The organism is Billgrantia desiderata (assembly GCF_900108215.1).
Taxonomy (GTDB): Bacteria; Pseudomonadota; Gammaproteobacteria; order Pseudomonadales; family Halomonadaceae; genus Halomonas; species Halomonas desiderata.
Window position 1 is genome coordinate 335,795 of the sequence record NZ_FNVC01000001.1, and the last position, 12,978, is coordinate 348,772.

Sequence of the window (12,978 nt, forward strand, 5' to 3'; positions counted from 1 at the left end):
GAAAAACTGCTCGATACGCCTGACACTGGACGCTCAGGGAGTGGGACAAGGGCATGAGGATGTCGAGCGAGACAAGCAGGGCAGAGGCGGGCTCACGGCCCGAGCCGAAATCGAGCCAGTTGGCGCCGATTGGCGGACTGATGCCCAGCCGCCCGCGCACAGGCCAGGTCCATATCGCCGCACAAAGCGATGCCGAAGCCGTGGCGCGCTGGCTCGCCGAATATCGCGACAGCCCGCGAACGCTGCGCGCCTATCGTCGCGAGGCTGAGCGGCTGCTGCTGTGGCTGGAGCGGGAAGGGCGCGGGCTGGCCGAGCTGCGCCGTCACGACCTGGATGCCTACGAGGCGTTTCTGGCCTCGCCCACGCCGCGCGAGCATTGGGTGGGGCCGCCGCGGCCGCGCCACGCCGCCGACTGGCGCCCGTTCCGCGGGCCGCTGTCGCCCAGCAGCCGGCGGCAGAGCCTGGTGATCCTGCAGGGCATGTTCGCCTGGCTGGTGGAAGCAGGATGGCTCACGCACAATCCGTTTCGCCTGATGCGCGACAAGCGGCGCCGGCTGGACAACCGCCAGACCGGTATCGAGCGCTACCTGGAGCGGCCGCTGTGGGAGTGGCTATGGCAGTGGCTGAACGAGCCGCCGGCACAGGATGCCAGCCTCAGGGAGCACTACCTTCACCAGCGTCGGCGACTGATCTTCGGCTTTGCCTATCTGCTGGCCCCGCGTATCGGCGAGATGGCTGCCGCCGAGATGAGCGATTTCTTCCTGCGCGAAGGGCGCTGGTGGTGGCGCGTGGTGGGGAAGGGCGACAAGCTGGCGCGCATTCCCGTACCGCCCGACATGCTGACGCTGCTGGAACAGTGGCGGGAAACGCTGGGGCTCTCGCCACACCCCCAGCCCGGAGAGGCGGGAGCGCTGCTGCGCGGCCTGGACGGCGAGCGTCGCCTGGGTGACAACCAGCTCTATCGACTGATTCGAAGCGCCTTTCACGCCGCCGCCGATGCCCTGCAAGCCGAGGCCGGCGAGGCGGCTGCCGCCCAGGTGGCACGGCTGCGCGCCGCCACGCCGCACTGGCTGCGCCACACCTCGCTGACCCACCAGGCCCAGGCCGGGGTCGAACTGCGCTACCTGGCCAGCACCGCGCGCCACGCGCGGCTCGACACCACGGCGCAATACCTGCACGGCGAGGACGAGGAGTGGCATCGTCAACAAGCCGCTCACGGTTTGCCCGGCAGGGCGCCCGAACCGGTATAATGACCTTCGAGTCATCACGGGAGGCCACATGACCACCGAAGCCACGGCCGAGCAGGCCCAGCAGGCGTTGCTGGAAGAGTTCGAGATGTTCGACAACTGGATGGACCGCTACCAGTACATCATCGACATGGGCAAACAGCTGCCGCCGTTTCCCGAGGAGTGGAAGACCCCGGAGCGCAAGATCCAGGGCTGTCAATCCAACGTCTGGATTCACCATCGCCGCGAAGGCGAGGCGCTGCACTTCGACGCGGTATCCGATGCCGCCATCGTTTCCGGACTGATCGCCGTGCTGATGCGCATCTACAATGACCGTCCGCCGGCCGAGATTCGCGCCACCAGCCCTCACTTCCTGCAGGATCTTGGGCTCGACAAGCACCTGTCGCCGACGCGCAGCAACGGCCTGCACGCCATGCTGGCGAAGATCTACGAAGTCGCCGAGAGCGAGGCCGCCTGAGGTCTCGCCGCGCGCCGCCCCGCGGCATGGCGGCGCCGCTCCCTGGCCAGTATGCCGTCGGCGTCCAGGCTGGCGATGGCCACATCCGGCTGCGCCGGGATCTCACCCGCCAGCTGCAGTGCCTGATAGCGGCCGCAGCACACCCTCAGGAAGGAAGCGAAGTTGGCGGGATCGTGACCGGCCTCGGCGCACTCCCGCGCCAGCCTGGCCACCAGCTGGCTGAGTGACAGTCCGTCGCGCCTGCCCACCTCTTCGAGCACCGTCCAGAAGAAGCGCTCCAGACGCACGCTGGTGGAAACGCCATCGATACGCATGGAGCGTGTCTGCGGCTCCCAGAGATCCGGCTGGGCGCCGATGAAAAGCCTGCACATGAGTCATTCTCCCCCTGATCCGGCTCGCGACCGATGCCTTCAGCATGGCGTCGGTCGCGGGCCAGGGCAAGGCCGTCGCTCGACACCGGTCAGGGTTCGATGTCCGGCTTCGATGTCACAGTTCGATGCGTGTGCCCAGCACGGCGAGGAACTGGGCCAGCCAGGCCGGATGGGCGGGCCAGGCGGGCGCCGTCACCAGCTTGCCGTCGGTCACGGCATCGTCCACGGCGATGTCGGCATAACGACCGCCGGCCAGCTCCACTTCGGGGCGACAGGCAGGGTAGGCCGAACAGATGCGCCCCTCCAGCACGCGTGCCGCCGCCAGCAGCTGAGCGCCATGACAGATCGCCGCCACCGGCTTGTCTTCGGTGAAGAAGTGACGCACCACCTCGATGACCCGCTCGTTGAGACGCAGGTACTCGGGCGCGCGCCCGCCGGCAACGACCAGACCGTCGTAGTCGGCAGGATCGACGGCGGCGAACTCGGCGTTCAGGGTAAAGCGGTGCCCGGGCTTCTCGCTGTAGGTCTGATCGCCCTCGAAGTCATGGATGGCAGTGGCGATACTTTCACCGGCCCGCTTGTCGGGACAGACGGCGTCGACGCGGTGCCCCACGGCCTGCAGTGCCTGAAACGGCACCATGGTTTCGTAGTCTTCGGCGAAATCGCCGCACAGCAAGAGCAGTCGCTTGGCAGACATGGCGTGTCTCCTCATCGGCTCGTTGTGTTGGGTGTGCCATCGAGCAGTCTGGCACGGGCGAACCGGGTGAGGGTGGTAGCGGGCTACTACAGCGGGCTACCAAGGGGACCATGACAAACGGGACGGGTGGCAGAGGTGAGAGGTGAGAGGTGAGAGGTGAGAGGCGGGCGCAGTCCGCGCCGTCTTCAGTGCTTGGCGGTGTGCTCCGCACGACAGCGATAGTGCTCGTCGAGCTCCGGGTCTTCGCGGCACAGGCGCTCGCTGGGGCCGCCCGGCACGGGATCGATGCCGCCATCGCTGCCGGGGTGGCAGCGCACGATGCGCTTCGCCGCCAGCCAACCGCCGCGCAGCGGGCCATGCACCTGAACGGCCTCGACGGTGTAGTGGGAACAGCTCGGCCAATAGCGGCAGCGCGGGCCGAGCACGGGACTGATGACCAGTTGATAGAGCCTGACGAGAGCGATCATTGCCAGGCCCAGGGCGCGCGCCACGAGCCTGCCGAGACGCTGTAGCCAGGCCGTCGGGCGAGTCACGCTCAGCCTTCCTTCGACGGCTTGCCGTAGAGGGTGTCGGGATCGATCAGCGGCTCGCTGGTGATTCTCGCTTCTTCCCCCTCCAGCGCCACGTAGAAGCAGCTGCGCCGGCCGGTATGGCAGGCCGGTCCGTTCTGTTCCACCTGCAGCAGCAGAGTGTCGCCATCGCAATCGAGGCTGGCAGCGCGCAGGTGCTGCTGCTGACCGGAAGACTCCCCCTTGCGCCACAGCTTGCCCCGCGAGCGCGACCAGTAGCAGACACGCCCGCTGGCCAGCGTCTCTTCGAGGGCCTCACGGTTCATCCATGCCATCATCAGCACTTCGCCGCTATCGTGCTGCTGAGCGATGGCGGGAATCAGGCCGTCCTGATTGAAACGCACTGCCGCCAATATGCGCTCGAGGGGGAGGCGGGCGTCGAGCTCGGCACGCTCGAGCCGTTTGAAGGTATCGCTCATGACGTTTCCGTAGTGGCTGGCTTGTCTCTTGCCGGCGCGGCAAGGCAAAGGTCACAGCTGCCCAGCAGCTCGATGGTCTGACGCTCGACGCGGAACCCGAGTTCCCGCGCCCGAGCGCTCAGCTGTGCATTGACGTCGTCCAGATGCAGCTCTTCGACGCGTCCGCAGTGACGACAGATCAGCAGCTGGAAGCCGTGAGCATGCTCGGGACAGGGGCAGGCCACATAGGCATTGAGGGACTCGATGCGGTGCACCAGCCCCTGTTCGATGAGAAAGTCGAGCGCGCGATAAACGGTAGGTGGGCGGGCCGAGGCATGCTCGACGGCAAGCCGGTCGAGCAATTCATAGGCCTTCAGACCACCGCTGGTTGCTGCGATCATCTCGAGCACCCGGCGCCTGATCGGGGTGAAGCGAACCCCGCGAAGCTGGCACTGTCTTTCGGCCTGCGCAAGCAGGGCAGTAGCGTCGGTCATGGTAGAGCCGATGTGTAGGGAATGGCATCCATTCTACGTGCTGAGGCTTGCCTCGGCCAGCACGGGCTCGGGAAGCTCCTTGAGTTCGCCATGGCGTGCGAAGTGGCGCTGCGAGAAGGCAACCCGCTCCCTGACGCCCACTCCCTCGGGCTGTTTCTCCACCAGGTCCAGGCGTGCGCGCAACCCTTCGCCATTGGCCATTTGGATGGCCAGGCCGGGGCGGGCATTGAGTTCCAACAGCATGGGGCCGCGGTTGCGATCGATGACCATGTCGGTGCCCAGATAGCCAAGTCCCGTCATCTCGTAACAGCCGGCCGCCAGTTCCAGCAGGTTGGACCAGTCGGGAATCCGCAGGCTGGCGAGCTCGTGGCCCGTATCGGGATGGTCGCGCCGGGTACGGTCGAACTGGACGCCGCGTACCGCCGTGCCCGTGGCGATGTCCAGCCCCACGCCCACCGCCCCCTGGTGCAGGTTGGCCTTGCCGTCGGAAGCCGCCGTGGAGAGGCGCATCATGGCCATCACCGGATAGCCGCGGAAGATGATCACGCGAATGTCGGGTACGCCTTCGTAGGTGTACTCCGAGAGCTTCTCGTCGAAGTTGATCAGCCCCTCGATCATGGCCACGTCGGGCGTACCGCCCAACGAATAGAGGCCGGAGAGGATGTTCGAGACGTGCCGGTGCAGATCCTCGATGCTCAGGCGGGCACCGCTGGGCTTGATGAAACTCTCCCCATCGACCTGCTCGATGACCAGGATGCCCTTGCCGCCGCTACCCTTGGCCGGCTTGATGACGAAACCGGGATGACCGGCAATCATGCGGCCCAGCGCCTTGACGCCGAACTGGGTGGACACGGTGCCGATCAGCGCCGGCGTGGTGATGCCGTGTTTTTCCGCCAGCAGCTTGGTCTTCAGTTTGTCATCCACCAGTGGATACAGGCGCCGGCTGTTGTAGCGCCCGATATAGCGGATGTTGCGCCGATTCATGCCGATGATGCCTCGGAGCTTGAGCTGCTTCGGTCGTGCCCACATGGGACTCAATCCTCGGTGACCGGTTTGAAGCGTCGCAGCTCGAGCAGCCGATACCCCGTGTAGTTACCCAACAGCAGGATCAGCGACATGATGATGAGCTGCACACCCAGAAAATTGAAGGTGAGGTGGCGTATCCAGGGGTTGTTCATCGCCAGGTACGCCAGTATGGCAGTAATGAGGCTTCCGCCGCCTTGAATCAAGACCTCCTTGGGACCCTCTTCCTCCCACAGGATCGACATCCGTTCGATGGTCCAGGCCAGAATGATCATCGGGAAGAAGGTGATCGTCAGGCCTGCGTTGAGCCCCACTCGATACGATAGCACCGAAAACAGCGAAATGATGGCGATCACCGTGATGATGACCGCCGACACCCGCGCCACCAGCAGCAAGTTGAGGTAGGAGAGGTAGTTGCGTATCACCAGCCCCACCGCCACGATCAACAGAAAACCTATCATGCCGGTTGGCAGGGTCGTCTGAATGAAGGCGAGGGCGATCAGCACGGGCATGAAGGTGCCGGAGGTCTTGATGCCGACGATGATGCGCAGGAAGACCACCACCAGCGCCCCGATGGGAATCAACAGGATGGTCTGGAAGAGCGCCTGTTCCTCCAGCGGCAGACTGTGGATCGAGAAGTTGAGCAGGGTGTCGTCCGCCAGCTGACTGCGTACCGCCGCCGCCGCCGGCTGATTGCGCGACAGCATCGAGAAGGTCACCCGCGAATTGGTGCCGCCCTGGACTTCGAGCACCGCGCGCCCGCCGGTTTCCCACAGCAGCAGGTTGTCCGGCTGCCCCTGGTCGGCGGTACGGGGGTTGAACAGCGTCCAGTTCTGCTCGTCCTCGAACACCATGATCCAGGAGGTCAACGCCTGCCGACGGCGGCCATCCTCGAGCATGAGGCCGCTTACCTCGCGGGCATGCACGCCGGCCTGGTTGAGCAGGCGCACCAGTAGCGGAGTACGCTCGAACTGCGTCAGCAGCAGACGGGCATTCTCGCCCTGACGGTCTTCGCCGAAATCGCGAATCAACTCGCGGGTGAAGGTGTAGGGATCGGCGCTGCGCATCCAGGCCCGCTCAATGACCTGGGCGGCCGCGGTATCGTAGGGTCGCTCCCAGCTGATCTCACGCAGCGGCGGACGCACCATCTGCTGTTGGCGTCTGTCTTCGGTCACCTGCAAGCGCACGGAGTAATAGAGCTGCTGGCTGCCCGTGGCACTGCGAATCGACCACTGCGCGCGGCGGCTGCGCTCATCCTGCAGAAAGGAGAGGCCATATCCCGGCGAGGCCGTGTTCTCGGTCAGAATGCGGTAGCCACGCTGGTGCGAAGGCAGCGCCAGGTCGACCCGCACGGGATCGCCCAGTGCGGTGAAGTCGACGATGGCCTCGACCTCCCAGATCTGGCGTTGCTCACCGGGCGTCCAGGGCACCTCCATCTGAATGTGCCGATGCAGGCTCGTGCCGATGCCAAGCACCATCAGCAGACCCACGATGAGGTAGAAGGGCAGTCGCGACATGTAGAATCCTTGCAGGTAGGGCAGTCAGGCCACGATCAGCCTTCTTCTTCGTCCCGGTCGTTGATCTGGTCCTCGGCTGCCTCGGAGGCAGGGCGGCCGCCGGGGAATTCGGGACGGGGGTGGAGATAGTTCTCCGCCACGTCGATCAGGGCGATATCCATGAGAAAACGACGACCGAGCAGCACCGGATAGTTGAGGTGAGTGCGGTCGCTCAGGGTGAACTCCACGGTTTCGCGGATCGGGCCCAAGGTCATCATCAGACTGACGACCGGGCGCGACTCGCTGCCGGCGGCCTGCATGATGCGTACCCGGCGCTCGACGGGGCGCTCGATCCACTCGTCGCGCACATGCTCGACGACGATATCGCTCTCGTTGAGACCCAGCTTGAAACGCACCCAATCCTCACCGTCGCGCTCGAAGCGGGTGACGTCCGTCGCACTCAGCGAGGAGGTATTGGCACCGGAGTCGACCCGGGCGCGCAGATAGGTGCCAACCTCCGGCAGGCCGATCCATTCGGCGCGACCCACCATTTCCTTCGAGGAGAGCACTTCGCTCAGCTCGTTGTTGCATTCGGCCGGAACCAGGATCGGCTCATCGCCGCCACGCTGCTCAAGCCGCTCGATGTCGCCACGCAGGTGGCGCAGGGTGATGCCTGCATCGCGCAGTTCGCTGAGCAGCTCGGCTTGGCGGCGCTCATGCTGGGCGAAGTGAGCCTCGGCCCGTGCGCAGCGCAAGGCCATGTGCTCTTCGAGCTGACCGATGCGGGTTTCGAAAAGATCGGGACTCAGAGTGGGCTCAGGCTCGGCCTGAGGGCCGGTATTGAGGGCGCATCCGCTGATCAGCAACGAACTCAGCAACCAGACGACGGTGGCGGATAGCGTTCTCGGTTGCATGGGAAATCGACAGCCTCCAATTGGACTGCGCATCGGCGCAGCGGCAGTGGGCTTGGCACAATCCCGGGTAACGACCGGGGTCTGGGGCGCTTGAACGATCGCGCCGGGACATGACGGGGGATGATAAGGATTTCGAGGTGGGCTTGTCCAACACCGCAACAGATAGTCAATTTAACATAATATACATTATGCGAACCATCGGCCTGGACGGTCAGTCGCTGCGATACGATGAGCGGTATGCCGGCCTGCCGTTCGACGACCTCGCCATGGCGCCGGCCGGCTTTCCGCAACGCACGACCCCGGCTGCTGCCGGGGTCGCACGGACTTGCAAGCTCGGCCTGTCAGGCGTCATCGGGCGGTGCGTAGGAGCCATCCTCACGATGCACTTCCTTGCCGGTGATCGGCGGCGTGAATACGCAGGCCAGGTGCATGGTCTTGTGTGCGCGCAGCAGATGTTCGTCGTGCTGATCGAGAATATAGATGTCGCCGGGCTTGATCGGCCAGATCTTGCCGTCGGCCAGAGTCTCCACTTCACCTTCGCCTTCGATGCAGTACACCGACTCGTAGTGATGCTTGTAGTGGATGTGAGTCTCGGTGCCTTCGTAGATCCGCGTGATGTGGAACGAGAAGCCGCCACCGTCGTTGGCCAGCACCAGACGCGTGCTGTCCCAGGTGCCGCTTTCCGACTTGACCAGGCGGTCGGTCTTACGCGCTTCCTCGAGGTTGCGAACGATCATTGCTCATGTCACTCCATACGATCCATGGACTGGCCGGCTGACGCCGCAGCCGGCCGTTTTCTGGCAGTTGCTCGGCAAATCGCCGCTTAGCCAAGCACTTCCTTTACGCTTGCCTCGAGGATATCCAGCCCCTCGAGCAGATCCTCGTCGGGAATGGTCAGCGGACACAGGCATTTCACCACTTCGCCGGCCTGGCCGCTGGTTTCGATCACCAGCCCCTTCTCGAAGGCCTTGGCGGTGATCTTGTCGGCCAGCTCGCCGCTGCCCACGTCGATGCCGCGCATCAGGCCACGGCCGCGCTCGGTGGCCTTCACGCCGTACTCGCCGATCAAGGCGGCTATCTTCTGGAAGCGATCCTCGACCACCCTGCCCTTGCGCTGCACGTCGCGCTCGAAGGTGTCGTCCTGCCAGTACTGTCGCATGGCCGCCGCGGCCGTGGCAAAGGCCAGGTTGAAACCGCGGAAGGTGCCGTTGTACTGGCCCGGCTTCCACTTGTCGAGCTCGGGGCGCATCAGTACGTGGGCGAACGGCAGACCGAAGCCGGACAGCGATTTCGAATTGGTGACGATGTCGGGCGTGATGCCGGCATGCTCGAAGCTGAAGAACTTGCCGGTGCGGCCACAGCCGGCCTGGATGTCGTCGACGATCAGCAGGATGTCGTTGTCGCGGCAGATCCGCTCCAGGCGCTGGAGCCACTCGAGCCCGGCCACGTTGATGCCGCCTTCGCCCTGCACGGTCTCGACGATCACCGCCGCCGGCAGGTCCAGGCCGCTGGAGTTGTCGCCCAGCAGCTTCTCGAAGTAGTCGAGGCTGTCGGTATGCTCGCCCAGGTAACCGTCATAGGGCATGAAGGCGCTGCCCTGCAGCGGGATGCCGCCGGTGGCCTCGCGGAACTTGCGATTGCCGGTGGTGGCCAGCGAGCCCATGGTCACACCGTGGAAACCATTGGTGAAGCTCACGATGTTGTGGCGACCCTGGGCCACCCGTGCCAGACGAATCGCCGCCTCCACGGCGTTGGTGCCGGTCGGCCCCGGCAGGTGCACCTTGTAGTCCAGCCCACGCGGCTTGAGGATCACCTCTTCGAGGGTTTCCAGGTAGTCGCGCTTGGCGGCGGTCCAGAAGTCGAGGCCATGCACGATGCCGTCGCTGTCGAGGTAGTCCAGCAGCGCCTGCTTCAGGTGCGGATTGTTGTGACCGTAATTGAGCGTGCCGGCGCCGGCCAGAAAGTCGATGTACTCGCGGCCGCTCTCGTCGGTCAGGCGTGCGTTCCTGGCCTTGGTGAAAACCACCGGAAACGAGCGGGAATAGGTTCGGACATTGGATTCGAGACGTTCGAGTGTCTGGGTCTGCATGGTGACCTCCTGTCAGATGATCAGGCGAAAGGCTGCGTGGACGACCGAGCCGCTCGGCCGTCCGGCAATGGGATGGGGATCAGATGCGCCGCGTATCGAACGGACCGATGCGCACGAGATTCTCGGGGTCGTGCTCACCGCCGAGTTGATCCGTCGAGAAGTACTCACGGCTGTTGAGGGGTGCCTGCCAACGGTCGGCAAGGCGGCGGAAAAGCCCCCAGGACGCCTGATTGTCCGGCGTGATGGTGGTTTCCAGATGGTGCACGTCGAGCAGCTCGGGGCGGCTCATGACGGCCTCTACCAGGCGCCGGGCCAAGCCGGTGCCGCGCGCTTTCTCGCCCACCGCCACCTGCCACAGGAAATAGGTGTCCGGGGCGTTGCTCTTCACGTAACCGGAAACGAAGCCGACGATTTCGCCCTCTTCGTTGGTGGCAACGGCGCAGGTATCGCGGAACTGTGTCGCCAGCAGCAGATAGGCGTAGGCGGAATTGACATCGAGCGGCGGGCAGGACTTGACCAGTTCGTAGATGCCCCAGCCGTCGTCGGGGTTGGGTTTGCGGATGAACAGCGGTGAGGCATCGCTGCCGACCACGGCATCGGCCACGCTGGGGCGGACCAGGTCGGCGGAGGGAGTGAAAGGCTGCGGTGTCATGTTCATGGTCAGGTTTCGCTGTAGCGATGTTACTGCCAATGATAACAAAGCCAACCGACAAATCAAAACGGGCGTTATGACTGAGGCACAATTACATAACAAAAAATTATCAACGCTTTCCAATACGTGCCCGATGACTACAACCGCCATCGCGTTCGGTCACGCCCATGGCAAAGTCTAGTTCAGAATTCCCCGGGCGTCGGAAACGAATCGGGCCGCCCTTCAGGCGGCCCGATCGAACGAGAAAGCGACAAAGCGTCAATGCCGCGATAACGTCCGCATGGTGACGAACTCCTCCGCCGCGGTGGGATGAATGCCCACGGTGGCATCGAAGTCTGCCTTGGTCAGCCCCGCCTTTACCGCGATGGCGATGCCTTGTATGAGCTCTCCCGCCTCCTCGCCCACCATATGGGCGCCGACCACCACGTCGCTGGCGTCGTCGACGATCAGCTTCATCAGACAGCGCTCCTCACTGCCGGAAAGCGTGTGCTTCATCGGCCGGAAATCGGTGCGGTAGACGCGAATCGCGTCATACTCCTTGCGCGCCTGCTCCTCCGACAGGCCCACCGTGCCGATGTTGGGATGACAGAACACTGCCGTGGCGATATTGCGGTAATCCATGGGCTTGGGCGGTGCCTCGCCAAAATGCTGGCTGACCAGATGCATGGCTTCCGCCAGCGCCACGGGGGTCAGCTCCGGCCCACCTGTCACGTCGCCCAGTGCCAGGATGGAAGGCGTGGAGGTCTCGAAGCGATCGTTGACCTTGACGGTGCCATCGGGGTTGAGAGCGATGCCTAGCGCGTCGAGGCCGACTCCCTCGAGATGGGGCTTGCGTCCGGTAGCGGCCAGCACCGTGTCCACCTCGAGCGACTCGCCGTTGGTCAGCGTCACGAGCAGCCCGCCCTCGGTCTTCTCGATACTCTCGATATTGGTTTCGAAATGCAGATTCACGCCCTTGAGGGCCATCTGCTCACGGGTGAATTCACGCACCTCGCGGTCGAAGCCGCGCAGAAACAGTTCGCCGCGATAGACCAGGTGCGACTCGCTGCCCAGCCCGTTGAAGATGCTGGCAAACTCCACCGCGATGTAGCCGCCGCCCAGCACCAGGAAACGCCGCGGCATGAGCTCCAGATCGAACACCTCGTTGGACGTCACCGTCAGTTCGCGACCGGGGAAGTCGGGCACCCAGGGCCAGCCGCCGACGGCCACCAGAATCTTGGCGGCGCTGAAGGCGCGGCCGTCGACCTCGACGCGGTGGGCATCGACCACCCGGGCCCGGCCGTGGATCAACTCGACCCCGGCGTTGTCCAGCAGCCGGCCGTAGATCTCGTTGAGACGCTTGATCTCGCGCACCTTGTTGTCGCGCAGCGTGGCCCAGTCGAAGCGCGGCGCCTCGGTCAGGCTCCAGCCGAAGCCTCGGGCGTCTTCGAAGGCGTCGTGGAAATGGGCGGCATAGGAATAGAGTTTCTTGGGCACGCAACCCACGTTCACGCAGGTGCCGCCCAGATAGCGGTCTTCGGCAACGGCCACTCTGGCACCGGTTGCCGCTGCAGTGCGGGCAGCGCGCACCCCACCGGAGCCGGCACCAATCACGAACAGGTCATAGTCGAAGTCTGACACTCATTTCTCCTCGTCTAGCCGGGTCAGGTGGCATACCCGGTCCGTTCGGCAGATGATAACAGTGCAGGTGTAACCATGTAGAGCGGTGCCCCATGTAGAGCTCTGCCAGGGTGTGGCTCTTGGTTGACCGACTCGGGGCATGGCGGTAAAAGGTGCCCTCCCCTACTCTCTGACCTTCGGATGGACTCTGCCATGAACCAGGAAATCGACTGCCTGCTGGAAAACAACCGGCGCTGGGCAGAGCGGATGTGTCAGGAAGATGCGGAGTATTTCACCCGCCTTTCCCGTCAGCAAAATCCGAATTACCTCTGGATCGGCTGCTCCGACAGCCGGGTACCGGCCAATCAGATCGTCTCGCTGCCACCGGGTGAGGTCTTCGTCCATCGCAACGTCGCCAACCTGCTGCATCACAACGACATGAACGCCCTCTCCGTGGTGCAGTATGCCGTCGACGTCCTCCAGGTCAGGCATATCATGGTGGTCGGCCACTACGGCTGCGGCGGCGTGCGCGCGGCAGTCACGGGGGGCGATTGCGGCATGGTGGATTACTGGCTGCATTCGGTGCGCGAGCTGTATAGCCAACACCGCCCTTCACTAGCCCACTTGCCGCTGGATCAGCAGGTCGATCGCCTCTGCGAGCTCAACGTGCAGGCGCAAGTGAACAACCTGTGTCGTACCAAGATCGTTCAGCTCGCCTGGCAGCGCGGCCAGGAGCTCTCGATTCACGGCTGGATCTACGGCCTGGGCGATGGTCGCATCGCCGATCTCGGTTGCACCGTCGAAGGGCTGGATCAGGTGGCTACGCTCTATCGCATCGACCGCCTTCAGGCAGCATCTGACAGTTGCTAGCAGCCTGTCGGACTTAACGCTGATCTACACGGGAAACCGGGGTTTCGGCCAATTTCATTCGACCGGCTCGAAACCGCCCATACCAAGCCTTACACTTTCATC

15 protein-coding genes are annotated in these 12,978 nt (G+C 64.2%); 3 read left to right on the forward strand and 12 right to left on the reverse strand.

The genetic code is table 11. The features are described from left to right. The first annotated feature begins 140 nt into the window (after positions 1-140). Both C4S71_RS01570 and C4S71_RS01575 read left to right on the forward strand, forming a co-directional pair. Positions 141-1,250 (forward strand): tyrosine-type recombinase/integrase, encoded by a 1,110-nt coding sequence (locus C4S71_RS01570; protein WP_103967975.1) that lies wholly within the window; start codon positions 141-143, stop codon positions 1,248-1,250. A 28-nt stretch (positions 1,251-1,278) separates the two neighbouring features. Continuing rightward, positions 1,279-1,704, forward strand: coding sequence for a SufE family protein (locus C4S71_RS01575; RefSeq protein ID WP_103967976.1), 426 nt, complete (start codon positions 1,279-1,281; stop codon positions 1,702-1,704). Here C4S71_RS01575 and C4S71_RS01580 read toward each other — a convergent pair. From C4S71_RS01580 to gorA, 12 genes are all read right to left on the reverse strand, one after another. Beyond that, positions 1,674-2,075, reverse strand: a complete 402-nt coding sequence (locus C4S71_RS01580) for a ribbon-helix-helix domain-containing protein (protein WP_086511317.1) — start codon at positions 2,073-2,075, stop codon at positions 1,674-1,676. The genes C4S71_RS01575 and C4S71_RS01580 overlap by 31 nt on opposite strands. Positions 2,076-2,190: 115 nt before the next feature. Further along, positions 2,191-2,772: a DJ-1/PfpI family protein gene (locus C4S71_RS01585; protein WP_103967977.1), complete on the reverse strand. Its 582-nt coding sequence runs from the start codon at positions 2,770-2,772 to the stop codon at positions 2,191-2,193. Between the two features lie 185 nt (positions 2,773-2,957). Next, entirely contained in the window at positions 2,958-3,305 is a 348-nt protein-coding gene (yidD, locus tag C4S71_RS01590) for a membrane protein insertion efficiency factor YidD (RefSeq protein WP_086511319.1), read from the reverse strand. A 2-nt stretch (positions 3,306-3,307) separates the two neighbouring features. Next, positions 3,308-3,760 (reverse strand): phosphoribosyl-AMP cyclohydrolase, encoded by a 453-nt coding sequence (hisI, locus tag C4S71_RS01595; protein WP_086511320.1) that lies wholly within the window; start codon positions 3,758-3,760, stop codon positions 3,308-3,310. Beyond that, positions 3,757-4,233 (reverse strand): transcriptional repressor, encoded by a 477-nt coding sequence (locus tag C4S71_RS01600; protein ID WP_086511321.1) that lies wholly within the window; start codon positions 4,231-4,233, stop codon positions 3,757-3,759. The genes hisI and C4S71_RS01600 overlap by 4 nt, the downstream gene beginning before the upstream one ends. Before the next feature lie 33 nt (positions 4,234-4,266). Next, the gene (locus tag C4S71_RS01605; RefSeq protein ID WP_103967978.1) at positions 4,267-5,262 is read right to left on the reverse strand and encodes an alpha-L-glutamate ligase-like protein; all 996 of its coding nucleotides are present in this window, start codon (positions 5,260-5,262) and stop codon (positions 4,267-4,269) included. Between the two features lie 5 nt (positions 5,263-5,267). After that, positions 5,268-6,773 (reverse strand): inactive transglutaminase family protein, encoded by a 1,506-nt coding sequence (locus tag C4S71_RS01610; protein ID WP_103967979.1) that lies wholly within the window; start codon positions 6,771-6,773, stop codon positions 5,268-5,270. A 35-nt stretch (positions 6,774-6,808) separates the two neighbouring features. Next, positions 6,809-7,666: an ATP-dependent zinc protease family protein gene (locus tag C4S71_RS01615; RefSeq protein ID WP_200825207.1), complete on the reverse strand. Its 858-nt coding sequence runs from the start codon at positions 7,664-7,666 to the stop codon at positions 6,809-6,811. Positions 7,667-8,007: 341 nt separating this feature from the next. Next, complete coding sequence (locus tag C4S71_RS01620; protein ID WP_086511324.1) at positions 8,008-8,403, reverse strand: ectoine synthase; 396 nt, start codon at positions 8,401-8,403, stop codon at positions 8,008-8,010. 86 nt (positions 8,404-8,489) lie between these two features. Continuing rightward, the gene (gene ectB, locus C4S71_RS01625) at positions 8,490-9,755 is read right to left on the reverse strand and encodes a diaminobutyrate--2-oxoglutarate transaminase (protein ID WP_086511325.1); all 1,266 of its coding nucleotides are present in this window, start codon (positions 9,753-9,755) and stop codon (positions 8,490-8,492) included. 79 nt (positions 9,756-9,834) lie between these two features. Further along, positions 9,835-10,413 (reverse strand): diaminobutyrate acetyltransferase, encoded by a 579-nt coding sequence (ectA, locus tag C4S71_RS01630; protein ID WP_086511326.1) that lies wholly within the window; start codon positions 10,411-10,413, stop codon positions 9,835-9,837. Between the two features lie 252 nt (positions 10,414-10,665). After that, entirely contained in the window at positions 10,666-12,027 is a 1,362-nt protein-coding gene (gene gorA / locus C4S71_RS01635) for a glutathione-disulfide reductase (protein WP_103967980.1), read from the reverse strand. A 192-nt stretch (positions 12,028-12,219) separates the two neighbouring features. Between gorA and can the strand changes: the two genes are divergently transcribed. Beyond that, positions 12,220-12,876 (forward strand): carbonate dehydratase, encoded by a 657-nt coding sequence (gene can, locus C4S71_RS01640; RefSeq protein ID WP_103967981.1) that lies wholly within the window; start codon positions 12,220-12,222, stop codon positions 12,874-12,876. Positions 12,877-12,978: the final 102 nt, after the last annotated feature.